The sequence below is a fragment of the Staphylococcus sp. GDB9P120P genome, from assembly GCF_017893435.1.
Lineage (GTDB): Bacteria > Bacillota > Bacilli > Staphylococcales > Staphylococcaceae > Staphylococcus > Staphylococcus cohnii.
On record NZ_JAESNB010000020.1, the window covers coordinates 1 to 25,984 of the forward strand.

The window sequence follows — 25,984 nt, forward strand, 5'->3', positions numbered from 1 at the left end:
AAATGTGTTATTTTTAATACTTTTTGTTAAATAATACCATATGAAAAACCCCTCACATTAGCTCGGTGGCGTGTGAGGGGGTGTATATACTAGTTGTAACTCATTTGTACATTTATATTAACATAATGGCTTTAAAAATTAAATCTTCCTGTCGTTTTAATAAGGTGGGGCTTAACTCTGCTTGAGTGCTGCGATTTCTCTAGCTTTTAATTACTTAGGAGGTATATGGTAGTGTATTAGTAGCATTTGTAATAATGGTACACTTATACAACCCACACCGAATAAGAATCCTATTTTAGCAAACGATTTATAGTTTGAAAACAACTCACTTATACTTAATAGTTTTTCTGAAACATTATATTTAACTTCATACTGACCCTCTATTTCTGTTGGGATTAGTGTTTTGCTTTTTCGTTTTTTTACATTTAATATGATTTCTAAAATGATAGACGTTAAAATAATTACAAATGCACTTACGATTATTATTGTTCCTATGGTTATCATCACTATATTCATTATACTCATTTTAACTCTCCTTTAAGTAAATACCACTTACTAGTCTTCTATTACTTCATATTCAAAGAATGTAATAGCATCAGTCTTTACATAGAAGTATATTTCCCCTGTTTCGTTTGTTAGGTATATATAATCTCCACCATTTACAATTCCATTCAATTGCTTATACATATCATCAAAATATTTCTTGCCAGCTATTGATTCTTTAATTAAAAATGCTGTATCTCTCTTTTCTACGCCTATCGTCAATACTTTATCCATATTCATGCTCCTAGTTATATTATTCAAAATATGAAGCTATTTTGTCTTTTATTTCATCTAGTTTATCGTTCACTTTACCTAATTCTTCTTTAACTTTACTATCATCACCATTATCTTTGGCTTGTTTGGCTTCATCAAGATTGTTTACAGTGTCTTCATACTCATTTGCTACTTTATCTGTTTTTTGGTCGTTTGAATTATCTTTCAAGTTACTGATTTCATCTTTCAACTGTTGAAGTTTTGAATCTGTATTCTCGTTTGAATTTTCAATACTATCTTTTGTATCTTTGATTTGACTTTGAATTTCTTCATCTTTTTGTTGTACATATTGATCGTTGTTATTTGGCTGTTGCTGTTGCTCCTGTGTTTGATTATCTGTTGCTTCTTGATTCACATCTTCATTGCTATTAGTACAAGATTTGAATACGAATATAGCTATAATGATAAGTAGGATAATTAATCCAAACCCTAACCATTTATTTCGCTTTTTATTCTTTTTGTTTTCTTCTTCTAACTTTTTATGGTTGTAGAACTCTTCAAGCCTTTTATTCTTATCATCATTTTGTGCATTGTAATTTTGTTCTTGCTCATATTGTGAACGGTGGTTACGCTCTTCACGTCTATCTTGTTCGTAATACTGTTTGTTTTTTTCAGTTCTTTTCATCGTTTAACACCCTTTCATTTTTTTATATTACCCGTTATAACCATAATAATTAAAAATATTATGATTGCCCCAAGTACTGCTGGTGTTTGTATAGCTAGAAACACATAATTTATGATTGCTTGTATTATATTTTGAAACCAGTCAATTACATTCATCGCTATATCCCCTTATATTTCAATTTGAAAGTGAACCTTTTAATTTACGAAGTGATTTTACTTAAAACAATATATTAACAATATAGCAAAGCATACGATACTTACCAATAGACCTATAGCACTTAATAAAAAATCTATTTTAGTGTTATTCATTTATATCAACGCCCCTATTCATTTTTAAATAGTAAGGGGGGTAGCCCCCCTTTTTTTATAATCTTGCGATGATTGTGAGAAGAATGTTAATGAAAGTAAGTACTGCTGTGAGTAGTTGGAAAATGGAAGTTAGTAGTTTCATTTCTTCTTCTCTGTCTGGCTTTTTTTGGTGCTTATCACTTCGTTTCAAAAAGTTCACCTCCCTTTTGTTGATAAACCTAGTATATCGTACATTTATGTACGCGTCAACACTTTTTATATTATTTTTGATATTTTTTGTAAATTGTTTTGAAATATAATTACAATAATATTTCTTAATATTATGCTTAAATGTAGGTTTTTATTGCCTACATGTTTGTTATAACCCTTATATATTATTACAGTCTTACATTTCAAAAAAAATGACCTATTAGCATATCGCCAAATAGATCAATTTTTAATGTTATAAGGTTAATGTTAAGCAATGACTGGCAATTATTATATTAATAATAATTAATGTGTATAGTTTCCAATCTCCCCATTTCGATAAAACAATGACTTTCTTTTTCGTATTAGTATTTTGCTTGTTAATTTCCTCTGTCATTAATTTACCGATTAGCTCTCTACATTGTTTAAATTTCATTAAAACGTAAATCCCTATTATGATAGTCAAAAACCAAATACTCGCACTTAAAATAACGCTTTGGGCTATATAAGTCGTTAATCCATATAATAATAGTCCTAAAATAAGGTTTAGTGTCGGTAGCTTAAAATATTTTCTTCTTTGCTTATATACTAACCTAATCTTATACAAATTAGGATTTTCTGTTACATCTTCTAAAGTACCCTTTGCCATGCACTCACACCTACCGTTCTTTGTCTATCATTTGTTTTACATTTTTATAATCATATACATCTTTTACTTTTTTTCCATTTATATAAAGTGTAGGTACTTGCTTAATATGATATTTATCCTTTAACACTCTATCTTTTGAAGCGGATTTCCAAGACTCATTACGACTTGTTTTATAGTCTTTTTCTATTTTATAATTTTTTCATTATTCATTGCCATTTGATAGAATTTATCAAATATATCACTTTCTCTAACTTCGATAAATTCATTTTCATCTTTTAAAAACTCGACAATAAAAGGATTGTGCTTAATAGGAGCATAATAAACAATAACTCTATACTTATTATATTCAATTCCTAATAATGATGTTAATTCAATGACAAATTGAGTGTTCACCACACTCATAATTGAGGTAGAGGTATGTCTTAAATCATCAAATAAGTGTATAATCGCTCGCTCTTCATCAACATATAAATTACTTTCTGTTCTTCCTGTACCAGCTAATGCTCCATTGCAACTTACTATTAACAAATTATCTTTTTTTGCTTTAGATACTTGTATGTCCCCACATTCTATTAATTTATTTGTCATTAACCTTAACCCCTTTTAAACAAATTATTATTGTACGTTTGTAAGTATTCTTCTACGAGGTCTATCAAAGCTTTTACATTCATATATTGTTCATCAGTCATTGTTAAATATACTTTTCTCAAATTGCTTTCATATCTGTTTTTAGTAATATAATCTCTTTTTTGTAACTCTTTAATTTGTCTATTTAATATACTAGTATTCGTTCTCATTTTTTCTTCGATTTCACTTAAATCAATCTTTTTTTCTGCTGACACATATACATAGTACAATATAGTGATATGCGAATGTGTTAATTCTAACATTTCGTATATTTCTTTATTTATGTTCTTAAATTGTACATTTATTTCTACATATTCTTTAATTTCCATTTACGTGCCACCTCTTAAGTTACTTCATCTGTTAGTGAACCTTAATTAATTATATTATTTTCAATTACTTTTGTAAATATTAATTAAAATAAAAAAGGCTATTTTTCATTTATTTTAGCCTTTTTTATAATTTTTGTTTGAAGCGGATAATCTATATACATATATTGCACTTGTACTAATAAGTGGAATTACAAAACCAGCAAATAAACCTGCTATATGTGAAATTACATTAACATTATCAGCAATTAGTGTGTAAATAACACTTATACAGACGGTCATTAACACCCCAAATACAAGCTTAATGTCTTGCTCTATAGTAATATTCCTATTTGTTATTAAAAGCGCTGAAAACGCCCCTAAAAAGCCATATATAGAACCAGAAGCACCAAATACTACAACACTATGGTTTATTAATATTGTAAATACATTACCTAACAATCCACTGAATATAAATATAATTACAAATAATATTTTCCCGTACTCATTACTCACTATGTTTCCAAGTATGATTAGTAATACAATGTTCATAAGCAAATGACCTATTGATCCATGTACAAATAGCGAACTAAGTAGCTTCCATTTGTTTGATGATTCAGTCAACGCCCCAACTTCTAACATTTGATGTGGTGTTGCTCCCGTTATTGCGTCTAATCCATTAATCAGTAAATTATATAAATAGAAAAATAAAATAACTGCTACAAATCCATAAGTTAAATACTTGGTATTTTGATTTTGTACTCTACTTTTCATTTTTATCAACTCATTTATCTTTAGCGTAATTTTCTATAACATCTTCTAATTCCTGCATAGTTTCAATAACAACTTTAACTATCCATTCTTCTTCATTATGTTTGTTTGCAATCTCTTTTATGTCTTTTTTATTTTGATATTCCCCAAACATATCAATGTTTTCTAAAAACATAGCTTCTTGTGATTCTGATGTTGCATGTAATAAAGGTTTATTTTCTTCCATTTCTCTTTTAATTCCATAAACAGTAGCTGTATTCAGCTTATATTTTTTGGCAATTTGATACCCTGTTATTTCACCTAATTTTAATTGCTCTCTCGTTTTATATCGTTTATACCAACTTAACAAAACATTTTTTGAAACAAATTGATAGTCTGTTAATTCAAAACCATTAATTCTTAATCTATTACTTAATCGTATTTTTTGCTTATATTGTGGTACTGCTTCATATTTATTATTTTTTCCAAAAATTTGCCCTACATCAAATTCTAAGTTTTCAAAAGGAATACATCTTTTGATTTGCCTTTCAATATCTTGCATTACTTTATTTCTATTCTCTTTTCTAATTTTCGGAATATCTGGATTAATATCTTCAATAGCTGTATAAAATACATATCTATCTAAACCTGTTTCTTTAGTAATATCTTTTACATTTAAATATCCTAATATATATTCATTAATTTTCGCTCTATTATCCTTTGTTAAATACATAATCATTTGTTGTTTATAGTCTTTAGCCATAGATTTCCCTCGCTTTTTACATTCATATATAGATTCATTATATTTCGTTTAATATTCTTTGTAAACATAACAGATAATAAAACCCCTAAAAAGGGGCTTTATTACAGATTATTTGAATATATTTGAAAAGAAATCTAGTATGTTTTGAATGAGATTACTTAATGCATCAAAAATTCCTTTGATAAAGTCCAAAGCGCTCTCTACTAAGTTTTTGTCATTATCATTATTTAATTCTCCAGCTTTTTCTTTTGCTTGATCTAGTTTTTCACCAGCATAACCTTGTATATCTTTAGTTACACTTTTAGCATTTTTATAATAGTCTTTAGGATTATCATTAAGCGCTTTTGAATTTGCTACATTCACCATGTTTTTAATTATTACTTGCTTTTGGTTGTCACTTAACGTCTTATTTAGTCCTCTTTCATCTAACACTTTATTAACTGCATCTTCCACTTGATCTTGTGACAGTTGTTCATCTTGTTTTTTTCGTATATCAGCGAGTTCTTTTTTAATATCAGCAATACTCGCATTTAAAGCTTCATCTGAATATCCATCTTTGCCTTTATTTTCTTCTGATATATTAGAAATGTCTTCTAGTTCTTCATTTGCACTTTGAATGTCTTTATTATCTAAACTATTACCTTTTTCCTCATATGCTTTATATATACCAGCTAAAGCACCTTCACCTGTTACTTTTTCTACAGATGCTATGTGAATATCAGCTTTCTGTATACCAGCGGTTAATGCTGCATTACGATATTGTTCTGTAGTCACTTTAGTAATATTTTCGGGTGTGTCTATTGTTACATCTACCCCATTTCTAAAGCTTTTTTTCTCTATAGTAGCACTTGAATAGATATAACTAAGATTACTACTAGATGGCAAATAGTTACTAACATCGTCTACACCAACTTTAAATGTTTCATAGTCATCTTTAACGTTCAACTTTTTCTCAGTTTCGTCTAAGCTTTCGCCTTCTAAGTCTTCGCCTTGTATAAAAATAGGTTTATCCCAATCTTGGTTACTACTTTCGGTATTACTTTCTGCATGAGCGACACCACCAACCAACATAGTACTAACAATTAGACCTGTCACAAACTTTCTCATATCATTTCTCCCCTTACTGTTTTTGACTATAACCATACAAATTGTGACTTATCATGAAACGATTCATCGGCTATTAAGTTATGTTTTTCATCCCAAATAGTAGCGTTCCATATAGCTGTTTGATCTGCTTGTCTACGAATATCTACAAACCATAAAATAGGTTCCTTGCTGTTTACATTAGTCACATATTCCTCTAACGTTTTTAAACTGCCTTTATTTATCTTGCCATGAAATCCAACTAACAGTCGTTCATCATTTTCTGAGCCATGAAATCCAATAGGTATCATGTGAGTTTTGTCTTCTACCTTTTTATTTTTCAAATAGACTAATGGTTTTAATTTTTTCCTTTTTCCTTCGTTTCTTTCGTGATATAGCCACCCAGAATTAGTATTGAATTTAACTGCTAATTGGTGACTATCACTATCATGATGGAAATAGCCAATACTATAGTCACTTCTATCTAAAGTCTTTAAAGCATCTGTTTTATTTAACTGTTTACTAACAGTAACAATTTCTATACCTATTTCACCACGACTCAAAAATTCTTTTTTAGCTTTTTCGTCTTGCTCACTCATTTTTGGTTTTATCTTGCCTTTAAAATTTTGTTTTTCACGTTTTTTCTTGGTCGTAAATTCTTTCACTTCTTCTTCTTCAAATGCATAGCGATAAGGATGTAACCATCTTTCAATTTTTTCAAAAATACTCATTGTTATAACCCCAATAAGTCCGATGTACTTTTGCCCGAATCTTTATTAGGTTTACTAGGTTCTTCATCGGCTTTTTTATCATCTTTATCACTATCTTTCACAAATTGCATAGGATCAATTGATATTGATTTAGTTTTATTTTTCGCTTTTCGCTTCTGTTTGCGTTCTTCATTCCTCTTCATAGCAATTGCTACAATATCTTGTTCATCTTTCGTCATACTATCTTTTGATTTACGCTTATTCTCACTTTGAGTTGGTTCTTCATTAAAACCGTCTCTACTGCTTTGTAACGAACTCATTGCTGCAAATTGTGGATTATCACCTTCATCGTAAGTTTCACCCTTTTCTTCAGCTTCTGCTCTTTCCACTATTGCGTGATAGTTTGGATATATAGGTTTTTCAAATTTATCATTTAAAATATCAAATATTTGATTCAATTGATCTCTTGTAATATTAGCCCCTTGCGCTCTTGTTGGTTTCGACCCTTGAGGTGCAAATAACATATCACCTTTCCCTTTTAATGTTTCTGCACCTGTCTCGTCTAAAATAATTCGGCTATCTACTTCTGAGCCTACACTAAGTGCTAATCTTGTTGGTAAGTTAGATTTAATTAAACCAGTAACTACTTCTCTTGAAGGTCTTTGCGTTGATAATATCAAGTGTATGCCAGACGCACGTCCTTTTTGTCCTAATCTCTGAATAGGTTCTTCTATTTCTTTTTGCACTTGGTTCATTAAATCTGCTACTTCATCAATAAATACAACGATATAAGGCATTTTCTCATTTCCATTTTTTTCCGCCCATTCATTATATTCTTTGATGTTCTCAGTTCCGCCAGCTTCATTTTTAAACTTTTTAAATCTCTCTTCCATTTGTATTACCAAATATTTTAGAAATGGCACTGCATCATTTTTAATATCTGTAATAACATCATTTAAGTTATATGGTGACTTTTCAAAAGGTACAAAATCAACATATTTCGGGTCTACAATTTGTATTCTTAATTCTTTTGGTGTTGCTTTAGCCATCATTGAAATTAACATAAATTTACTTAATACAGATTTACCAGAACCAGTTGTACCACCTATTAAAGTATGTGGTGCTTCACTGAAAGCGAAATGAAGCGGGTCATTATCTACTCCTTGACCTAAAATCGCATGAGTAGGGTCTTCTATTTCTTCATCAAATACTTTTCTGATTAGATTTTCTCCATCTACTGGTATACGTTTTTTCTCTGGTAGTGGAACGTTAATAATCATATTATTAGCTCTTGAATAGACAGTTACACCATCAATTTTTAAAGCTTTTTCTAATGCTTCTTTAATTGTATCTAAAGATTTAGTAGCTGTACTAAAGCGTGTGCCATACACATATTCTATAGCTCCATTTCCTACTTTAGGGTTTTTTGCTTCTACCTGCATATCCATAGAAGCCAGTTGAGTATCAATAATACCTTGATTATCTTCTGCGAATTTTTCAGCTTTTTTAGTTTGCTTTTCAATTTTATTTTGATCTGCCGCTAATATATCTAATGGGAACGTATAAATGTCACCTGTTCCATTATTAACTACATTATCTTTACCTTTTTCTTCAACAAGTTTCTCACGTTTTTTAATAACACTTCGAGCCTCTTTTAATTGTTTTTCTTGACTACCTTCGTATATAAAGTACCTTCTATTTGTCTCTGTTTTCATTTGGTCGAAACTAATACCATTAGTCATATCTGTTAGTTCAGTGTGTAAATCTTTAATTTTACTCAATAGTTTGTTGTTAATCGCTGTAGTTCTACCTCTTCTAATTCTTATATGATATTTTTTAACTGGCATTGGATAGCCATTCGGAATGGAAGTATGGATACTGACTTTTAGTCTTCTTCTAATATGCCTTTTAGTTTTTTTATCAATTTTGTTGTACTTTTTCTTCTGCTCACCACTTCTATTTATATAACCCGCATCAACTTTACGAATTATTTTACGTCTTAATTTACTACTTTCAATATCATTCACCATAGGCGCCATTTCACCTTTATGATGTCTCATAATAATAGTAAACAAATAGGCTATAGCAAGTAATACAACACATATAATTAGAAACTTTAAAATTCCTATCCCACTATTTTGTGTTGCTTCTGCAAATGAGCTACTTAGTTTATCCGTATGAGGAACCCATGAAGCATCTGGTGTCCATGTAGAACTAAATACTGTAGCAAAAATACCGCCTAATGCATCTGCAATCCAATTGATGCTTCTATATAAGTAATCTCCATCAAATAATATTTCTATTATTTTTAATACAAGCTTTTTCAAAACTATAAATATTAAAAATGCTGCAATTGTTAAAATCGAAAATATCCATAATGCTTTATAAATTATTTTTGAGATAAGTGCAAAAGGATAAGAATTTTTATTTGAGTTGCTCATTTTTGCCATCCTTTCAACCCTTTAGGGCATATATTAACTTACATTAATTATATATATCTTAAAACTTTTTGTAAACTTATTTTAGTAAAAAACGAGCTTTTGCCCGTTTTTTACTGTGCTGTTTCTAATTCTTCTTTATCTGTTTTTATATACATTTTTATATCAAATAAATCTATGAAATCCATGAACATATCATACATATCCTCTTTCACAAATTGCTTCACATTCTCTATATCAAACATCGCTTTACCAAGCTCAGCCCAATCTTCAAACGTATAATTTGTGACTATGTGAATCGTATATTTAACATCTGCAAGTTTGACCCATTCTGGATAGCCTTCTTCGTTTAATACTTCATCACCAATATCATTCAATATCTCATGGTCTGCTTCAATCAAGCGTTGTGCTAACTTCTCTTCAACATAATAAGACGCCATATCTGACGCTAATTGTTTTAGGTTCATTTTAACACCTACTCTTCTCCATATTCTTCTGGATCAGTTGTAATTCTAATTGTACATTCATAATTCCTTCCATCTGCCAACAGTCTATAAAAGTCTCTTCTGAGAAATGATTGAACAGTATTTCCATCATCAAAATGACCTTCATCTAAATACAATTCTGCATAGTAATCAAATGAATCAGCTACTTTCAATCCTTCCACTTTATAATCTAGTTTATCTAAATCAACATCAGCATCGAACCCTTCTTCTTCTGCTGCTTCTGCCAAATCTTCTTTAAATTCATCAGTTTCTTTCAAAACTACTTCAAATTCTATTGGATTAAAGTATTTTTCCATTTCTTTAGATAAATAGCTTTCAGTTGGATTTCGCTCTAAATATTCACTTGGATCTTCTCTAATTTCAAAAGCCATATTTGTTTCGTTTAGGTTTTTCAAAATAATTTCACTAAAAAATTCAGCGTCATTTCTAACTGCTTCAAACTCTTCGTCACTTTCAATTTCATCAGTTTCTTCAACGTAATCTACAAATACATCAGTGCCATTTTTAGGTGTTATTTTAACGCCAAAGTTCCCCTTATTGACATCTACATATTTGGGAAATCCCTGTTCTTGCAAAATTTCTTCTGCCATTTTTTTATATGCTTCATTATATTCTGTTTTAAATTTATCTTCTAATTCCGGTGAGTTAAAACTTTCTTGAAATTTTTGGTTAAGGACTTCTCTTTGTATTTTAGTGAGTTTCATTTCTATCAAAAACCTTTCGTTTATTGTTTGCTGTCACTATCTTTATTCTCTAATTCTACCGCATAATCGTATAAAGCGAAAAATGTAGATACCGATAAATTTTCTAATTTAGATTGGTTATTTTTCAATTTGGATATAGTAACTGCATGTACACCCGTTGCTTTACTTATTTTATAACCTGTGACTTCTTTGTAATTTTCATCTTTAATAAGTCTTAGTAACTTCTCAACTTTTTCATATAGTTCTGATGAATTAGACATTATCCACCAACCTCTCCAGACTAATTAATATATATTTATTATATTATCCTCAAATATTTTTGTAAAGGTATTTTGCTTTATATAATAAAAGACATACGGTTTTTTCCATATGTCTTGTAAATCTTTTATATATTATTATTCTGCTATTATTATTTTAGCTTCTTTATATTCCAATATATGCTTAATCACTTCTTTAGCACCTTCAAAAAACACCTGCTCTGTTGTAACTACTATATTTTCAACTTCATCGTCTAAGACTTGTTCCATTATTCCTTTAATCTCACTGTTTGTATAACTTTTATGCATTTCTTGTATACATTCTGTTTTCATGCCCCTATTATGCAAATATTTAGTTATAACTTCCTTTTGTTCTTTCGCTGAATTATTTGGAATATCCCTAACATAGGCTACTAAGTTTAACATATCGTATTTATACGCTTTTTTTCTCAAGCGTTTATTATACTCATAAACTTGTTCTTCAGTATAATATCTATGGTTTGTCTCTGGATCAACATATTCCGGAACTAATTTACCAGATTTATGCCAATTTCTTATGGTATGCGGCGTCACACCTAAGCGTTCAGCTATTTCTCCAGTTGATAGTTTATTCACGCTCTTCACCTCGCTCAAAATTACTATTGTTGTATAACTATAATTCATTTGTTAATTATTTACCATTGTCAACTATACATTGTTTTGTTTTTATATGTAAAATATTTATTAGCTAACCGGCACTTCACACCCATTAGCTAATAAATTACTTAGATTATTTTTTCGTAAGATTCAAATTGAGTGATGTCATACTTACCATCTTTATTATTTGATACTTTGAACCATAATTTTTCTGTAGCTTTACTATCATAACTTTTAGATTGTTTGATTAGTTCACTTACTTCATTTTTATTTTCAGTTACAAATGCATCACTTTCATAAGTACTCTCTGGCGCTGTCCCTGTTCCTACATCTTTTCCATCAATTACAACATTTTTATTATCTTCTAAATTAGGAAATGTATTTCTTAAATATTTCATGTTGTCTGAATATGTTTTCCATGAATCCCAAACAAAAAATTTATCATTAAATTCCGTTGTATTGTTCATAGCGGTATCAATTTGAAGAACTTTCTCTTGTTCCTTTTCTTTATTATCAACATCTTTGTTATGCTTTTTGACATCCTCATTTTTGCTTTGCAATGTTTGAATATCTTTTTTGATTTTGTCGTCTTCCTTGTATTTATTGAATAAATTTATCCCCATTATAATAACGACTATTGCTAATAAACTTATGATTACTCCTAATACCGTTGTCATCTTCACATTATTATTTTGCATATAAACTACCTCCTTTGAGGTTATCTTCTTCATCAAAAGTTAGTGACATTAAATCATTATTTTCGTTGATGGTTTTACCATCATATTGGGTCTCTATATTGAACATTACTTTTACATCATCGTCTTGTCTCTCGGCTGAGAAATTGCTTATTTTATATTCAAAAGGCTTATAATATTTTATGAAATCTTTTTCTGGTGATTTGTTCGTTAATACGATTTTATGACTTGGAACAGTAAATAATGCTCTGATTGCGTTATATGCAGACCCTTCATCGTCTGGGCTATCGTCTCCATATTTATGCTTCAAGAATAAATCTAATTTTTTCTCCGTTTTATCCTTATAATCGCTAACCTCGTCTTGTGTGATATTTTTTGTGAAGGATTTTTCTTTTACCTGTTCTATATTAGACTTCTCTGACTTCAAGTCATCTATAACCTTATTTTGCTTTGCTACTAATACGCTTATTACAACAATAGCTATTACCAAAAACCCGATAATAGTAAGTTGAACAACTTTTTTCCCTTTGTCCATAATAACCCTCCTACATATTATTTTTTAGGTTTGTTTCCAATGCCGCTAAAGAAGTGTACATTACCATCTGTACCATCAACGACTGAATAATATAGCGTTCTTGATGGCGCTGGTTTTGGTGGTACATTGTAATTTGCCATAATCCATTTACCGTCATCCATTACACCTACGACTACACCTGTATGTCCAACTGATGGATCAGCAGCCTGTGCATATGGTGGGTCAGATGAAAAACCATAACCAACCGTTGGTTTTTCGGTCATTTTTGCTTTTTTATCTTTATATGCTTTATATATATCTTTTCCATCACCATTTTTTAAATTATCGTCATTTGTAGGTTGTTTTCCCTTCCATAATTGATTCATATAAGCCCATGTTAATTCAGTACACTGACCCTTATTACCAGTACTCGGAAATAGATTTCCGGGTTTATCTAAATAACTTTTATCAAATTTTGGTAACTTAACATGCTTTTTATATTTGCTTGGCAAGTCGTCCCATTCATAGTTTTTACCAATTATTTTTGCTTTTTTGCCATTTACTTTTGTGCTGTCGCCTATCTTACTTCCGTCTCCGCTACCTGAACTTCCTTCACCTTTATCTCCATCAGCACATGGATCAGTTTTTGTCTCTTTTTCTTTGTCTGTATCTGATGCTGATGCGCCACTAGAACCTTTAGAATCTTTACCAATTTTTTTAATTTTTGATTCGTCTTTTTTTCCGTCCATGCCATTATCTTTCATATAGCTTAAGATTTTTTTGGCATTTCCTCCACGTTCATCTCTAATTTTGGACTCTGAATCTGCTGATCTTTCCCAATCATTATGGAAATTGACAGCTTCTTGGACGGGGTCATCTTTAGCATCTAAGGCAAGATCTTTTAATATGTCTACAAACATATCGTCACCATTTACCATATAATCCATTTGATGCTCTATTTCCCACCAATTTCCATCTTTCTTTTTAGCCCAATCTACTAGCGCTTTATGTCGTTCAAAACTCCACTGTCCGAACCCAATACCTAATTCACCATCTGTGGCTTTTTTAGCTGTGTCTTTACCAAATTGCCCCGGTTCATTAGCTGTTGGGTCTAGTTGTGCTTCTGTCCACCAATTCGACAAAATCCCTGCTATAAATTCTGCTGAAAAACCATGTTTTCCATGTAGAACATCATATATCTTCTTTATGTTCTCCTTATTAGGAATTTCATCATATTTATCTGAGCCTTTATCTTCACTATCCTTGCTATCGGATTCACCAGAATCACTGTTTTCATCATTATCACCGCCATCAGAAGATGTTGAACACCCTCTTTGAGCATCATAAATAACATTAGATTCTGCTTTGGCAGTGTCATTTGGTGAATAATCTTGTAAAATTAAAGTACTAAACAAAAAAACAAATAGTATTTTTAATATTGTGAAGCGAAATAAAGACCTCCACGTTTTTTTATTCATTTATATGCACAACCTTATAAAATATTATGTTTTATGGTATAATTATACCATAAATAGTTGTAAATTAGAAAGGACGAAAAGTATGGAAAATAACATATTACTAGATAGAAATAATGAAGTTAAAACAGCACACGAAAATGTTTTTGACATAAATAAACATTATGATTCCGTTAATGAATTAGCCCAACTTATTGATGCTTTTTCAGATAAACTGGAAATTCTAAACAACACTTTCTATGAACTTAAAGAAGGAAAATTAAGTAATAAGTTGACTGCATCCCGACGAGATGAATTATTAAATCAACTTTCATCTGAAAAAGACTTGCTTGATAATCTATACAATGGCTTTTCAGATTCATTAGAGAAAGATATTCGTAAACTAGATAAATTGAGAATTAATAGTAATGTTAATACAGATATATTTAAAGATTATTTAGAAACAAATAATGACGAAGAAACAATGAATACATCACAAATGTTTTATAAAATGCACAAATAAAAAAGGCGGGTGAATTATCACTCGCCTTTTTGTTCGTCCCATAATTGCTTTAGAGGTAAACTATCAATGTCTATATGACTCATATCTATATCATCTTCAAAGTAATCAGATGCATATCTGCTGAATACATTTACTGTTGATCTAGTAATGTATCTATTTAGTTCTTTTATAGTTTCTTGCTTTTCATATATTTTGCGCTTAATACGTTTTAACATAAGTATTAACTCAAGTTCTACATCTTCCAAAAGAAGCCTTTTATTAACATCAACACTTTTATTGTAACTTGATTTGCCTATAAGTATATATTCTTTTAGCAACTTGATTTCTTCTAAATCAAAGTTACTCATATAATTCCTTAGGTCTTCTGGGAATTGCTCTAATATCACTAGTTTTATATCATCGCTGTTATTATTCATTCGTTCAGCTTCTCTAAGTCTCATATATTCTTTAAAATCTATTGAAACCATATTTGTATCACTATGGTTTGCATTGTTTGAATGGTTTGCTGCATTATCCCCATTCACTTCATGCATTTCATTATTATCTTCTCTTATATTTGTTATATCTTCATTTGTTATATCTTTCATTTGTTTTATATTAGTTCTGGGTTTTGAGGTCTGGGATTTGAGGTCTTGGTTTTGAGGTCTGGAAAACCTCAAGCTCAAATCTTCTTGTTCTGACAACGATTTTCTAGGATTAGTGAAGGTTTTAACTGCTTTTGCACCTTCATTTTTTTCAATCTCTTTTATATCTTCTTTGGTGAATGGATAAACTGTAACGTAATAAATGTATTTATTTTTATTACCTTCTCTTATTTTCAATTGTACGATATACTCATTTTCTACTAATTCATCCCAAGCTCTTTTTACAGAAGCTTCTTTATTTTTAGCGTATCTTTTATATAACTCAGTTTTATGCAAATCCCATGATTCAGCATAACTTCTTAAATTACATAATAGCCCAATGGCTTGTAAAGATAGCCCTTTATTGTGCTTACTGTTAGTATCACAAGCTTGTAACAATTCACGAGGAATCTGTTCAAAGGGTACATCTTTTCTAAAATTTTTTATATTGCCGTTACCCGTACTCATAATAACGCCTCACTTAAATTCTTTTATGTTAATTTGTAATAGGTTCATTATAAATGAGCGTATTACAAATTAACATATTAATATAATATAAAACCCCTAGTTTTAATACTAGGGGTTATTGTCTATAATACAAAGTTCCCCCAAACAAAGTTTGATGTGAAATCTTCTGGTCTTCTTACTTGGAATTGATCTCTTTCTTTAGTTGCTGTCATAATATTTCTTAATTCTGACGGGAGCGTCTGTTTGATTAAATGCTCATATTTATATAAATCATTTTTTGACATTGTTCCCAAAATTGTATAATCAAATTCGTTTTCTATATCTTCGTAAAAAATACCGTTTGTGTTAAAAATATCACAGTATTCTATATTATTAATACCTTCATGTTTCTTCTCTGCTTCTTTATCTCGTTGCTTTCTACCAATTAAATCAAATAAAAATGCTGTTCTAACACCTTTTTTCTCCATCTTTTCTAAAGTCCGTTTAATATATCGTGCTGTCTCAGTTGATAGTTGGTCTACACCATGAATCATTATAATATCATTCTCTTGAGCTGCATAAGCTATATAGTCGAAAGCATTTAAAAATTGTGCTTCTTTTATATCGCCTTCCAATTCATTTAGTTGGTAATAATATTGATATATATCTGGGTCATCTGGGTCTGGTAATGTGGTATATGTGCTAACTGTATTGTAATGTGTATCTAATATTGTTTCTAATGATGTTACCATGTCCTCAGCATCTTGTACCTTATGGCTGCCCATATCTGCTGTTTCATCAGCGTAATTTGAAAGTGAAAATAAGAATTGGTCGAACGTTGGGTATGAGTCTGCTCTTTTACCTAATATTCTTATTCTACCCGGATATTTATAAGCATTATTATTCCAAATACCTTTGGTTTCATAGAAGTTATTCAGTTCTTTTCGTAAGTTAGGTATCATTTTATTATTCATTGTTCTATTCGTGTATAAATAAAATTGATAAACGAGTTTATCTAAATGGCTATGATAAATTTGTATTTGGTCTTTTGGATCACCGAATAATTGTAATGGATTGAGTCCTCCATTAGCTAAGTTTATTTTTTTAAGTACATTATTCATAATTGGTTCTGCTGAAAATGTCTTCTTTTTACCCGGAATATTAGCTTCACCAAAATAATCAAAATCATTTAACACTATATGAAAAGTTTTATGACCGTATGCCATAGCATGATTTGCTACTTTTTGCCCCCACATTGATGAAGCCGATAGCTTTTCATCAAATTTATATATGTGTGATGTTTTTGTCGCTCCAACTAATATTTTACTTTTGAATGAACCATTTAAATCCATCATAGCTGAACCATTTGTTAATGAAGCGGTTAGTTCTCCTATTGCAACGCCTCTATCATCGTTCAACCCTCTTCGTACTGCATGGTCGAAACCAGCATATTCTGCACTCATCATTGTTTCTTCATAGATATTCCCCGATGGAGGTGTTAATAATTCTTTGAATAAATTTTCTTGGTCTCCTGCATCTGACTCAAGCTTAAGTCCTGCGTGGTCTTCTTGATAGTAGTCATTTAAAGCTTTTAATTGCTCCGAAATATTATCGGGATTTTTAGACACAAGTAATAAATGTTTTTTGCTATCTATAGCTTTATCTTGTCTACGATGAAATTTGTTTGCTTGATGTATATCATGCTTGTGTAAATCATTGATTTCTCTTTGCCCCGCATTACCTTTTGTAGGTTGATTATCTTCATCTAAGGCTTCTAAGGTAGAATCTGATTTACTCATAATCTTTTTTTGGTCTGCATCAGTCATTGGTTTGCTCACTTCAATAAAATAACCCTTAACATCATCTACGTTAATTTCTGGAAGTATATTAACAAACCAACCATAAGTTTGATTTCTATTTTGTCCAAAGTGATTTGTTAGTTTAGTAATAGTTGCAAATTGATTATTTGCTCGTGCAAATGATGGGGTGTAACTATATCCTGTTGATGGGTACAATTTGGGGTCTTTATGGTCTTTTAATATTGTTTTAGTTTCCTTACCTTTGTTTTTATCGAAAATTTTCAAAAGCTTCACATTGAGTCACCTCTTATAAAGAAGCGACACCATATAGATGCCGCCATTGGATTATTTAAATTTGAGCATGTTACCTAGAAGTCTATGAACATCTTCTTTATTATCTAGTGGTATTACACTATTGTAGTAACCTTGTGCTTCAAATCTATATAGTTTTTGAATAGAATCTTTTAAATCAGACTGTCGTTTATCCATATAAATTTGATGCTGTACTGCTGTTGGCATTTTATTATCTATATTATCTCTTAAATGCGCTTCTTCTTGTCGCATCATAGCTATTATAGCCTTATTTGTATTTGACCTTTGTAAGTTGACTGCTGTTAATATCTGATTCTCTGCATTTTGCTTTTGTGATGATGTAATTTGAATTATTGTTGTTGTTCTCAATCTCGAATGATGGAATCTTTTCGCTTTTTGTTCTTGTATAGCTATCTCTGATGGAAAGGCTGTCGCACTAGTAGAACCATCAATTGCAAATGCTCTTCCAATTTGACCGTTAGAGAAAATAATAGTTCCATCATTATGCACTGTGTGAACACCATTTTCTATATCTCTTTCTGCATTTCCAAGTAGTACTAATATCCTTTTAAAAGTCTGCGTTAATACAATATGAGTCGATTTTAGTAACGATCCATTATAAGAATTAACAAGAGAATATAGAATCAAATAACCTACAATTGATAAACTAATTAATAGCAATGGTGGTAATAAATATTTGAGTTTTAACATATCACCTTGCAAATAAAATATAACTGCTAAGGGTATCAAAACTACCATAGTTACAAATATAATTACTCTTTTTGTAGTAACAGTGGGTAAATTCAATTTTTCTAAGAATTGGAAATACCATGGCAAGTCTCTTACGTTTTGTCTAGGATTTGCTTTATAACCATAGTATTCACCTATTTTGGTTTTATCTTCAAATTCTTGATTTTCCACTTTACCACCTCCACCTATTATCTATCATTTGTCTTTATCCTTGTCTTTTGAATCTTTTTTGCTTTCATTATCTTTCTTCTGTTGATCTAGTTTTTTCTGCTGTTCTTGTTGCTGCTTCTCTTTTTCTTCTAATTCCGACGCTTTTTTATCTTGTTCTTCTTGCTGACTCTTAACTTCTTCTTGTTGTTTTTGTATTTGATTTTGTTGACTGCTTGAATCTGCATCATTACTTGAAACAATAGTAGCTGCTATTAACACACCAATTGCTATTATAATACTTGCTACTGTAGCTATAATTAATTTTTCAAATTTATCATACCAACTTTTTGCTACTTCTTTTGTCTTTCCTACTTTTGTGGTAGGCGTATGGTTAAATGGATAGCCTATATAACTGTTAGAAGAACTTAACTGTCTAATTTTGGCGTTCTTCTCTTCCCTTTCTTGCTCAAGTTCTGCTATATACGCTTCCTTTTTATCCATTCGTTTTAATAACTCTTGTCTTTCAGTAGCGGCACTATCAAGTGTATAATCTTTTTGAGTACTGCTCTCTTTAGCATTTCTCAAATTTGCTTGAAGCATATGAATTTGGTTATCTTTTTCTTCTAATTTTTGTTGCATACCCTCATAGGCTTGTGTGCGTTTTGAAACTTCGGCGTCAATTGTGCTTCTTTGACTATTTGCGGCTTTAGTTCTAACTTCTTCAATTTCTTTTAATTGTTCTTTGTATTTTTGCCAATCTCTTTGGTTTTGCTCTGCTATTTTTTCTAGTTGATTATTCAAATCACTATTTAATGTTTCTATTGCCGAATCAAGTTGTGGTTTATACTCGTTAATGACATTATCAACTAATCTCTCAATACGTTCTGTAACTGTACTTTCAACGTCATCTTCAAGTTGATCTATTTGTGAATTATACTTATTGTAAATATCACTCTTAGATTCTTCTTTATACGATTCAACTTCTTCGGTTATTTTTGGTAAATTTTCCTCGTCATATTTAATAGACTCTTTTTTTAGTAAATTATTCAAATATGACTCTTTATTTTTTTCATGTTTTTGCTTTTTAATTTGCTCTTGTTCATCAGCTTGTACTTCCACATTTTTTAAAGCTTCATTTAGATTATTTTCCAATGTTTCATAAATAGTGTTAAATTCACTTCCACTATCTGTGTATTTATATAAAGCTTCAATATCAAAATATCTTTTCACTACTTCGCTGATTAAGGGTCTATATAAATTATTAATAGACTTTTCCCTTTCTAAAGCAATTTTTTTATTAGCTCTATCTACTTGGTCGTTTATACCTTTGGCTGTCATTGCATAGAGCTTCTGATATTCTTTGTCCTCTAATTCTGGGACTTCTCCATCAAAATCTAAATCTTTTAAATTGTAATGTGGGAAATAGCTTTGTAAATTTGAATATAAATTTTGTTTAAGCGAATTTAACGTATATTCACTTTCACCACTTTCAATCTCTTCCAAATCATCATCTGGCAAATCATAAACTTCGCTTTCTTCACCTTCTGATTCATTTTTCTGTCCTGTTTCAGATTCACCATCTACCTCAATTGGTGTAGATTCTGCCGAATCGTCATCAGTAACAGATTCTGTGTTATCTTCATTTACGTTTGTATTTTCTACTTCGCTATTTTCTTCATCTTCTACACCAATATTTTCTGTAGCTGACACGAAGTTATTCTCTTTACTTTGATTTTCCTTTATTTCTTCTTCTTCCTTTTTACTCTCGTAATCTTCTCGCTTCTCGTCACTGATTGACTCAAAACGTTTAGTTTCTGCTAAGCTAGATATATACTTGAAAGTTTCTTCTACATTTTCTTCAACCTCTGAAAACTCTAATCCATTACTAATATTTTTCTCTTTGCCCTTCTCTTGCATTGTAGAATCAACTGGAAGAAGTCTATTATTGTTTTGTAATATGCGAATCCCAAAATCTAAATTTTTTTCTTGCTTTGGTTCAATTTTCCCAAATGATGCTACATCAATTGCAAAAACATGTTCTTTATTTTTGAAAGGGTCATCATCTGGAAGTTCTAAATCTCCTACTGCTTGATATTCATCTGTTTTTTTCTCTTTTGTTCCACCAAAACTTTTATAAAACACGTCCCACAATCGCTTGGTCTTACGCTCGGATTTACCTTCTAAATATTCATCATTTAAGGTTATTAAAATTGGTAGTGAGATAAACGTTTTATCTGGAAGTTCTATTTTATCTAAATTCAAATCTTCAAAATTACTCATTTATCTTGCTCCCCTTTTCTCACTTTTTTAAATGCTTCATGTTCTTGGTACAATTTTTCAAATTTCAACAAGGTCTCTAATTGCGCATCTTTTAAGCTTCGCTTACCACTTTTGTAACCATAAATTTGCTGAACATGAATACCCACCTCTTTCGATAGTTCAACACCAGTAAATTTTTTACTTTTCAGCACAATTTTTGAATGTTTAATGAGTTTGTTTCTGTTGATAATGCACCCGTTATTTTCGTTATTATTCATACTTAAATTATACCATAAAATAGCCTACAATAAAACTTGAAGTTTCATATTTCAATTAAATAAAAAGGGCGATGTGACGCCCTTAAATCACTTCTATGCTGTTATACATTGTGTTTCTATTTCACTATTTCTGTTTAAATTTATTGTAACTTTTATACGCACCATAGGCGGCTACTGTTGTAAATATACCAATCATATTTACACTGTTTTCAATATCTTCACCTGTACCAGAACCTATAGCTTTTAAAATTGCGTAACCAGAACCCATTAGAATAGCAATGAATAAGAAACTAGCCATCCAAACAGTTGCTTGCTTAAATTTACCAGTAAATCCTTTAACGATTGCCATAACTAATGTAACGAATAATCCAATAAGTCCTATAAATGTAACTACTTTTAATCCTGTGTCATTACCTGCATCTGTCAACCACTCTATAAACGAATTAATTTGATCCATACAATTCAACCCTTTCTCACTTTATCTGTGATACCTTAATATTAACATAAACTAATCATATTATAAATAATATTTTTTGTAAATGTTTTTATCGTCCTCTGAAAATTTTTATAAGTTTTTGTATACCTGATGCTATACTGCCTTCTTCAACTTTTGCCGCTGATCTTAAGTTTTCAGCATTTTTTCTATTAACTCTTTTTGCAAGATGTACTGATTTTCCCATAACACCACCTTTGATGTGATAATAGATTTCTTCTGCCCCTTGATAGAAGGATTCATGAACCAGATAATCATCATCAGAAATATAATTTTTTTCATCTTCATCTTTATTTTCGTAAATTTCAGCTATTACTTCTTTGTACAAAGCCATGTTAATCGACCCATCTTTATTTAAAAAATGTGTGTCTCTTAATATTTTTTTTGCTGATTCTGTATTTAATGCATACTCTAAACCGTTATTAATATCTGTAATTCTATTATTGAAATCTTCTATCGACTTTGCTTCCGACAAGTACTTATAATCATCTTCACTGATTATTGGTTCATCCTTCATGAAAACCCTCCTTTGTTAAAGTAATAGTGGAATATCACTATTACTTTAACGTTTTCTATTTTTTCTTAGAACTTCATTGTAACTATATTCATTTGTTTCATTTTGACTAGTTCTTGTTCGTCTTTCTACTTTTTTTGTGTTTTGCTTTTTGGTACTATTTTTTCGACCTTGTGTGTTTGTTGCTTTTTTTCGAGTTGGTTGTTTTTTCTGAACTGTTTGTTTGCTCGATGATTTTTTTCGAGTTGGTTGTTTTTTCTCCACTGTCTGTTTACTACTTTGTTGTTTAGGTTGTGAATTGGTTTTACCCTTACTCTTCTTCAACTTATCATTATATGTTGACTTGCTTTGAGTTGTACTATTATTTTTCGTTGGTTGTTTGTTTGTAGCTTGATTTATCTGTTTTGCTTGTTGTCTTTGTTTTACAGCCTTTTTAGATGCTGCTGGTTTGCGTTTTTCTACAGCATTTGTCTTATTATTGGCATTGCTTGTGCTTCCATTTCTGCTATTTCTTCTAGGTACACTACCTGTTGCGTTATTGGCATTGCTTGTGCTTCCATTTCTGCTATTTCTTCTAGGTACACTACCTGCTGCGTTATTGGCATTGCTTGTGCTTCCATTTCTGCTATTTCTTCTAGGTACACTACCTACTGCGTTATTGGAACTGTCTATTTGTTTTCCAGAACCTTCTGTTTTAGTTTCGCTTGTTTCTACTTCTGTATTAGCACTTGTCTTGCGTTGAGAAGATTTACTTACAGTATCGTCTTTACCATTTGGATTAAATCCAGTACTTCTACCTTCTTCTCCGACTACAGAACTTGAACTTGCTCCACTACCTTTATTACTATTGCCAGCCAACTCTTCTGTTCCTCTGTTATGTGCTTTTTGAAGGACGTCAGCTTTATTTTGAAGTTCTTCTGAACGATTTTCTGGGCTAGTTCTAGCTATTTCTTCTTGAGCTTGTTTGATTGCTGCAATATCAGCTACACCACTTTCATTTACAAACTCAGTTCCTCCTAATGCTTCTACTGCACTATCAGTTAAAAATGCTTTAGAGTCATCTTTTGCACTTTCACCTAGTCTACTTCTGTAATCTTCTGAACTATCTGTACTATTCGGTGAATTTAGATCATTAGATTTGAAGTCCTTATTGTCATTCATATTTGGTTTATGTGCTATAGATTGATTACGTTCTTTAGAAGGAGCAACGCTGTTTTCTTCTGGATTTGTTGTATTATTGCCATTTTCTGCTGCCATTACTTGTTCTATTTCTTCATCTGTATAGCCAAGCTCTTTTAATTCGTCTCTTCTCAATTTATCTTGTTTGCCCGCTTGTCTCTCAGCGTTTAAGTCTTTAAATGCTTTTCTACCACCATTATTATATGCATTTTCTGACGCTGATCTATTTCCTTTATGAGCATTAATTGCAGTTTCTTTAGCACTTGCAATACCATGTTTCCCAAGATGTCCGCCTTTACCTCTACGTCTTGATTTACCGTATCTAGCACCTAAATAACCGCCTGCTGTTCCTGCTGCAAAACTTGATGTCGCACGTCCTGTTTCTTGTCCTAAATCTTTTGTACCTTCTACAGATTCTCTAGCTGTATCTCCAACTGCTCTAAATCCTGCTTTACCACGATTTTTCATGTTTCCGCTCATTTGTTTAACTTTATCATCATATTTAAAGGCTATACCTGTCAAAGGGAACCCTACAAATGATTTTAAAGGAGGGTAAGCACCCTTAGTTGGTTTTCTTAAAGCGAAAATGTAAGCAAAGAATATCATCGCAAGAGATTTCGTTATATCTATAAATCCAGAAGGTATATGTCCTAATGTCATTTTATCAACTATTGCTGCTAATTCATTCGCTAATGCTATAAACACACCAGTAGCCATACCAGCAATTAACAGACTTACTACAAACATTAATGAAATTATTAGTAATGATAAAAATGCGAATGGATCACCATAAGCTTCCATTTTAACTAAATTCATACCTATACGTTTAAATGCTTCAAAGAAATTTAATGTTAATAGTGCTAAAAATACGCCTAATCCTATAATGATAACTACTAGTGCGTGAGCGCCTAAACTGATATATGAACCAGCTACACCTATGCCACCATCACCCGGTAGCGTTACTTCTTTCCATTCTGTTTTTACTGTTGATACATTTTTTAAATCTGCTTGTAATCCAGTCGGCCCAAGATTATAAGCGTAGAATGAAGCTCCTTTACTATCAAAACTTGATTGAAGCATTAATACTACTGATTGTGTACTAAAGCTGTCTTGTTGTCTTACACCAGTTGTTGACTCAGGTTTGAAGTATTTACTATCTACTTTTCTTAATTCATCATCATAGTTTTGTGTTGCTGACCACATGCTATATTCTATGTTTCCATTGTCCCAATTTTCCACATTTTTACCACCAAAATCTTCTTTATAGTTATCAAATGCTGGTAATTGAGAGTCACCATTTTTTAAATTTCCTCTTCTTATATCTCCTATATAAGTATTAACGTTAAAGTTTTCATTCGACATCCAACGATTTAATAAGTCAAATCCGGATGATTCACCATCCATACCATATAAAGTGTTGTAAGTTGTTTCATTTATATTACTTATTAAATCTCTTGAACGAAGCGGGTCAAAGTCTTTATCAATATGTCCAGAGTCTGCTTTAGCATTTGGAAATTCATTTCCTTGCAAACCATTTGGCGATAGGTTAGAAGATGCCGCCCATCCCCTTGTATTAAACAAATGCTTCATTACAAGATTATCATCAATATTCGTATCTTCATAAATACTTTTTACTTGCTTTGCCATTGCAGAAGAGAAGAATAGTACTATTGTTGCAGCTGCAACAATACCGAATACTCTTACTGCCCATTCTTTGACAGATCGTAAAGCTTCGCTTCTTTGTCCTTTCATTAAAAACCACATTACTGAAATTAAAAATACCAATGTAACTGCTGTCAAACCAAAATCTGCTAAAGTATCCCAAAATTTAGAATCTAATCCAATATTCTTGAAGAAATTATGCAACGCTTTTGAAATAGGGTTATCATCAACTATTGTTGAATCTCCAAATCCCATTAACGCTAACGGATTGGCAGATATTAAAGCTTCTATCAACCATTGTAATGCTGTATTTATCGCAGAATATATAACTAATGCAAAAGATATAAAACCACCGAATATTGCTCTTCCAACACCACCGCCAGCATCTTTTGTATTTGCTACTGCTGTCTGACCGCTCATGGTGTCTATATAACCATAATGACTGTATGTTGATAGGAATGAAGCCATTTGCGTCCCTGCACTATCTTTTTCATCCGATTCTTTTTGTCCACGTATATCATTCGCTAGCTTATACATTTTATTGTAGGGAAGGTCTAAGGTTACTGCGCCTTTACCTATAATCCCAGAAATAGCACCATCGTATGCTTTATGAACTTTCTTTTCTAAATAACCTTTTTGTTCTTCTTTATCTTTCTTTTTCTTTTTTTCATCTGCTTTTGTAGTCATAATAAATTGTGCATACATTGTCCAAACAGAATTATCTTCTAAAAGAACATTTTTATCAGACTCATTTTCATCTTTTTTGCTTTCACCAGTTACACTTTCTGTATCAACTATAGATTCTTTAGGTTCTACAATTTCTGTATCATTATTTGATTCTTCATCTTTTTTGTCATCATCTGCTGCTAATACATTACTACTTGCTTGTGGTATTAATAATAGTAATGCAACCACTATTGTCATTGCAGATATTCCTAAAAGCCTTAAAATATTATTCATTACATCACC

29 protein-coding genes are annotated in these 25,984 nt (G+C 30.9%); 1 reads left to right on the plus strand and 28 read right to left on the minus strand.

Annotated features, from left to right (window positions below):
* Positions 1-210: 210 nt before the first annotated feature.
* The 20 genes from KA856_RS13420 to KA856_RS13510 form a co-directional block, all read right to left on the minus strand.
* Entirely contained in the window at positions 211-525 is a 315-nt protein-coding gene (locus KA856_RS13420; protein ID WP_210138759.1) for a hypothetical protein, read from the minus strand.
* 30 nt (positions 526-555) lie between these two features.
* On the minus strand, positions 556-777 hold the full coding sequence (locus tag KA856_RS13425; protein ID WP_210138760.1) for a hypothetical protein: 222 nt from the start codon (positions 775-777) through the stop codon (positions 556-558).
* A 19-nt stretch (positions 778-796) separates the two neighbouring features.
* Positions 797-1,441: a hypothetical protein gene (locus KA856_RS13430; protein ID WP_210138761.1), complete on the minus strand. Its 645-nt coding sequence runs from the start codon at positions 1,439-1,441 to the stop codon at positions 797-799.
* A 363-nt stretch (positions 1,442-1,804) separates the two neighbouring features.
* On the minus strand, positions 1,805-1,939 hold the full coding sequence (locus tag KA856_RS14020) for a hypothetical protein (protein ID WP_275427767.1): 135 nt from the start codon (positions 1,937-1,939) through the stop codon (positions 1,805-1,807).
* Positions 1,940-2,191: 252 nt separating this feature from the next.
* Positions 2,192-2,584 carry a hypothetical protein gene (locus tag KA856_RS13435; protein ID WP_204195241.1) on the minus strand — a complete coding sequence of 131 codons (393 nt, stop codon included), beginning with the start codon at positions 2,582-2,584 and terminating at the stop codon, positions 2,192-2,194.
* A 10-nt stretch (positions 2,585-2,594) separates the two neighbouring features.
* Positions 2,595-2,771 (minus strand): thioredoxin domain-containing protein, encoded by a 177-nt coding sequence (locus tag KA856_RS14155; protein ID WP_210138778.1) that lies wholly within the window; start codon positions 2,769-2,771, stop codon positions 2,595-2,597.
* Positions 2,768-3,172: a hypothetical protein gene (locus KA856_RS13445; protein ID WP_145461857.1), complete on the minus strand. Its 405-nt coding sequence runs from the start codon at positions 3,170-3,172 to the stop codon at positions 2,768-2,770. Before KA856_RS13445 ends, KA856_RS14155 begins: the two co-directional genes overlap by 4 nt.
* A 5-nt stretch (positions 3,173-3,177) precedes the next feature.
* Positions 3,178-3,540, minus strand: coding sequence for a transcriptional regulator, SarA/Rot family (locus tag KA856_RS13450; protein WP_145461856.1), 363 nt, complete (start codon positions 3,538-3,540; stop codon positions 3,178-3,180).
* A gap of 114 nt (positions 3,541-3,654) precedes the next feature.
* Positions 3,655-4,290, minus strand: a complete 636-nt coding sequence (locus KA856_RS13455; RefSeq protein ID WP_210138762.1) for a rhomboid family intramembrane serine protease — start codon at positions 4,288-4,290, stop codon at positions 3,655-3,657.
* A gap of 10 nt (positions 4,291-4,300) precedes the next feature.
* A complete protein-coding gene (locus KA856_RS13460; protein WP_204195247.1) occupies positions 4,301-5,029 on the minus strand; it encodes a hypothetical protein in 729 nt (242 codons plus the stop codon).
* Between the two features lie 108 nt (positions 5,030-5,137).
* A complete protein-coding gene (locus tag KA856_RS13465; protein ID WP_210133902.1) occupies positions 5,138-6,136 on the minus strand; it encodes a DUF1002 domain-containing protein in 999 nt (332 codons plus the stop codon).
* A gap of 26 nt (positions 6,137-6,162) precedes the next feature.
* A complete protein-coding gene (locus KA856_RS13470; protein ID WP_210138763.1) occupies positions 6,163-6,843 on the minus strand; it encodes a hypothetical protein in 681 nt (226 codons plus the stop codon).
* 2 nt (positions 6,844-6,845) lie between these two features.
* Entirely contained in the window at positions 6,846-9,263 is a 2,418-nt protein-coding gene (locus tag KA856_RS13475) for an FtsK/SpoIIIE domain-containing protein (RefSeq protein ID WP_210138764.1), read from the minus strand.
* A 110-nt stretch (positions 9,264-9,373) separates the two neighbouring features.
* The gene (locus KA856_RS13480) at positions 9,374-9,727 is read right to left on the minus strand and encodes a hypothetical protein (protein WP_044120197.1); all 354 of its coding nucleotides are present in this window, start codon (positions 9,725-9,727) and stop codon (positions 9,374-9,376) included.
* Positions 9,728-9,735: 8 nt separating this feature from the next.
* A complete protein-coding gene (locus KA856_RS13485) occupies positions 9,736-10,470 on the minus strand; it encodes a hypothetical protein (protein WP_204195253.1) in 735 nt (244 codons plus the stop codon).
* Between the two features lie 20 nt (positions 10,471-10,490).
* A complete protein-coding gene (locus KA856_RS13490; protein ID WP_044120195.1) occupies positions 10,491-10,730 on the minus strand; it encodes a hypothetical protein in 240 nt (79 codons plus the stop codon).
* A gap of 135 nt (positions 10,731-10,865) precedes the next feature.
* Positions 10,866-11,342, minus strand: a complete 477-nt coding sequence (locus tag KA856_RS13495; RefSeq protein ID WP_052335521.1) for a MerR family DNA-binding transcriptional regulator — start codon at positions 11,340-11,342, stop codon at positions 10,866-10,868.
* Positions 11,343-11,491: 149 nt separating this feature from the next.
* Entirely contained in the window at positions 11,492-12,061 is a 570-nt protein-coding gene (locus KA856_RS13500; protein WP_204195254.1) for a hypothetical protein, read from the minus strand.
* Positions 12,051-12,593 carry a hypothetical protein gene (locus tag KA856_RS13505; protein WP_204195256.1) on the minus strand — a complete coding sequence of 181 codons (543 nt, stop codon included), beginning with the start codon at positions 12,591-12,593 and terminating at the stop codon, positions 12,051-12,053. The genes KA856_RS13500 and KA856_RS13505 overlap by 11 nt, the downstream gene beginning before the upstream one ends.
* Before the next feature lie 17 nt (positions 12,594-12,610).
* Positions 12,611-14,050 (minus strand): phage tail tip lysozyme, encoded by a 1,440-nt coding sequence (locus KA856_RS13510; RefSeq protein WP_204195257.1) that lies wholly within the window; start codon positions 14,048-14,050, stop codon positions 12,611-12,613.
* 82 nt (positions 14,051-14,132) lie between these two features.
* Between KA856_RS13510 and KA856_RS13515 the strand changes: the two genes are divergently transcribed.
* A complete protein-coding gene (locus KA856_RS13515; RefSeq protein WP_204195258.1) occupies positions 14,133-14,549 on the plus strand; it encodes a hypothetical protein in 417 nt (138 codons plus the stop codon).
* 17 nt (positions 14,550-14,566) lie between these two features.
* On the opposite strand, the gene KA856_RS13520 is transcribed toward KA856_RS13515, so the two are convergent.
* From KA856_RS13520 to KA856_RS13555, 8 genes are all read right to left on the minus strand, one after another.
* Positions 14,567-15,640, minus strand: coding sequence for a hypothetical protein (locus KA856_RS13520; RefSeq protein ID WP_145461756.1), 1,074 nt, complete (start codon positions 15,638-15,640; stop codon positions 14,567-14,569).
* A gap of 122 nt (positions 15,641-15,762) precedes the next feature.
* Positions 15,763-17,712 (minus strand): hypothetical protein, encoded by a 1,950-nt coding sequence (locus KA856_RS13525; RefSeq protein WP_204172467.1) that lies wholly within the window; start codon positions 17,710-17,712, stop codon positions 15,763-15,765.
* A gap of 51 nt (positions 17,713-17,763) precedes the next feature.
* Positions 17,764-18,651, minus strand: coding sequence for a hypothetical protein (locus KA856_RS13530; protein WP_145461758.1), 888 nt, complete (start codon positions 18,649-18,651; stop codon positions 17,764-17,766).
* 24 nt (positions 18,652-18,675) lie between these two features.
* Entirely contained in the window at positions 18,676-20,910 is a 2,235-nt protein-coding gene (locus KA856_RS13535; RefSeq protein WP_210138765.1) for a hypothetical protein, read from the minus strand.
* Entirely contained in the window at positions 20,907-21,167 is a 261-nt protein-coding gene (locus KA856_RS13540; RefSeq protein WP_210138766.1) for a helix-turn-helix domain-containing protein, read from the minus strand. The genes KA856_RS13535 and KA856_RS13540 overlap by 4 nt, the downstream gene beginning before the upstream one ends.
* 124 nt (positions 21,168-21,291) lie before the next feature.
* Positions 21,292-21,624 carry a hypothetical protein gene (locus KA856_RS13545; protein WP_210138767.1) on the minus strand — a complete coding sequence of 111 codons (333 nt, stop codon included), beginning with the start codon at positions 21,622-21,624 and terminating at the stop codon, positions 21,292-21,294.
* 88 nt (positions 21,625-21,712) lie between these two features.
* Positions 21,713-22,177: a hypothetical protein gene (locus KA856_RS13550; protein WP_210138768.1), complete on the minus strand. Its 465-nt coding sequence runs from the start codon at positions 22,175-22,177 to the stop codon at positions 21,713-21,715.
* A 45-nt stretch (positions 22,178-22,222) separates the two neighbouring features.
* Positions 22,223-25,975, minus strand: coding sequence for a hypothetical protein (locus tag KA856_RS13555; protein WP_210138769.1), 3,753 nt, complete (start codon positions 25,973-25,975; stop codon positions 22,223-22,225).
* Positions 25,976-25,984 lie beyond the last annotated feature (9 nt).

What these genes read in the sequence shown, in the direction of transcription:
- KA856_RS13555 (WP_210138769.1), bottom strand. Translation starts at nt 25,975, where the DNA reads ATGAATAATATTTTAAGGCTTTTAGGAATATCTGCAATGACAATAGTG.
- KA856_RS13425 (WP_210138760.1), bottom strand. Translation starts at nt 777, where the DNA reads ATGGATAAAGTATTGACGATAGGCGTAGAAAAGAGAGATACAGCATTT.
- KA856_RS13460 (WP_204195247.1), bottom strand. Translation starts at nt 5,029, where the DNA reads ATGGCTAAAGACTATAAACAACAAATGATTATGTATTTAACAAAGGAT.
- KA856_RS13510 (WP_204195257.1), bottom strand. Translation starts at nt 14,050, where the DNA reads ATGAATAAAAAAACGTGGAGGTCTTTATTTCGCTTCACAATATTAAAA.
- KA856_RS13465 (WP_210133902.1), bottom strand. Translation starts at nt 6,136, where the DNA reads ATGAGAAAGTTTGTGACAGGTCTAATTGTTAGTACTATGTTGGTTGGT.
- KA856_RS13485 (WP_204195253.1), bottom strand. Translation starts at nt 10,470, where the DNA reads ATGAAACTCACTAAAATACAAAGAGAAGTCCTTAACCAAAAATTTCAA.
- KA856_RS13435 (WP_204195241.1), bottom strand. Translation starts at nt 2,584, where the DNA reads ATGGCAAAGGGTACTTTAGAAGATGTAACAGAAAATCCTAATTTGTAT.
- KA856_RS13475 (WP_210138764.1), bottom strand. Translation starts at nt 9,263, where the DNA reads ATGAGCAACTCAAATAAAAATTCTTATCCTTTTGCACTTATCTCAAAA.
- KA856_RS13515 (WP_204195258.1), top strand. Translation starts at nt 14,133, where the DNA reads ATGGAAAATAACATATTACTAGATAGAAATAATGAAGTTAAAACAGCA.
- KA856_RS13490 (WP_044120195.1), bottom strand. Translation starts at nt 10,730, where the DNA reads ATGTCTAATTCATCAGAACTATATGAAAAAGTTGAGAAGTTACTAAGA.
- KA856_RS13500 (WP_204195254.1), bottom strand. Translation starts at nt 12,061, where the DNA reads ATGCAAAATAATAATGTGAAGATGACAACGGTATTAGGAGTAATCATA.
- KA856_RS13545 (WP_210138767.1), bottom strand. Translation starts at nt 21,624, where the DNA reads ATGGATCAAATTAATTCGTTTATAGAGTGGTTGACAGATGCAGGTAAT.
- KA856_RS13505 (WP_204195256.1), bottom strand. Translation starts at nt 12,593, where the DNA reads ATGGACAAAGGGAAAAAAGTTGTTCAACTTACTATTATCGGGTTTTTG.
- KA856_RS13535 (WP_210138765.1), bottom strand. Translation starts at nt 20,910, where the DNA reads ATGAGTAATTTTGAAGATTTGAATTTAGATAAAATAGAACTTCCAGAT.
- KA856_RS13455 (WP_210138762.1), bottom strand. Translation starts at nt 4,290, where the DNA reads ATGAAAAGTAGAGTACAAAATCAAAATACCAAGTATTTAACTTATGGA.
- KA856_RS13520 (WP_145461756.1), bottom strand. Translation starts at nt 15,640, where the DNA reads ATGAGTACGGGTAACGGCAATATAAAAAATTTTAGAAAAGATGTACCC.
- KA856_RS13430 (WP_210138761.1), bottom strand. Translation starts at nt 1,441, where the DNA reads ATGAAAAGAACTGAAAAAAACAAACAGTATTACGAACAAGATAGACGT.
- KA856_RS13470 (WP_210138763.1), bottom strand. Translation starts at nt 6,843, where the DNA reads ATGAGTATTTTTGAAAAAATTGAAAGATGGTTACATCCTTATCGCTAT.
- KA856_RS13550 (WP_210138768.1), bottom strand. Translation starts at nt 22,177, where the DNA reads ATGAAGGATGAACCAATAATCAGTGAAGATGATTATAAGTACTTGTCG.
- KA856_RS13445 (WP_145461857.1), bottom strand. Translation starts at nt 3,172, where the DNA reads ATGACAAATAAATTAATAGAATGTGGGGACATACAAGTATCTAAAGCA.
- KA856_RS13420 (WP_210138759.1), bottom strand. Translation starts at nt 525, where the DNA reads ATGAGTATAATGAATATAGTGATGATAACCATAGGAACAATAATAATC.
- KA856_RS13540 (WP_210138766.1), bottom strand. Translation starts at nt 21,167, where the DNA reads ATGAATAATAACGAAAATAACGGGTGCATTATCAACAGAAACAAACTC.
- KA856_RS13480 (WP_044120197.1), bottom strand. Translation starts at nt 9,727, where the DNA reads ATGAACCTAAAACAATTAGCGTCAGATATGGCGTCTTATTATGTTGAA.
- KA856_RS13450 (WP_145461856.1), bottom strand. Translation starts at nt 3,540, where the DNA reads ATGGAAATTAAAGAATATGTAGAAATAAATGTACAATTTAAGAACATA.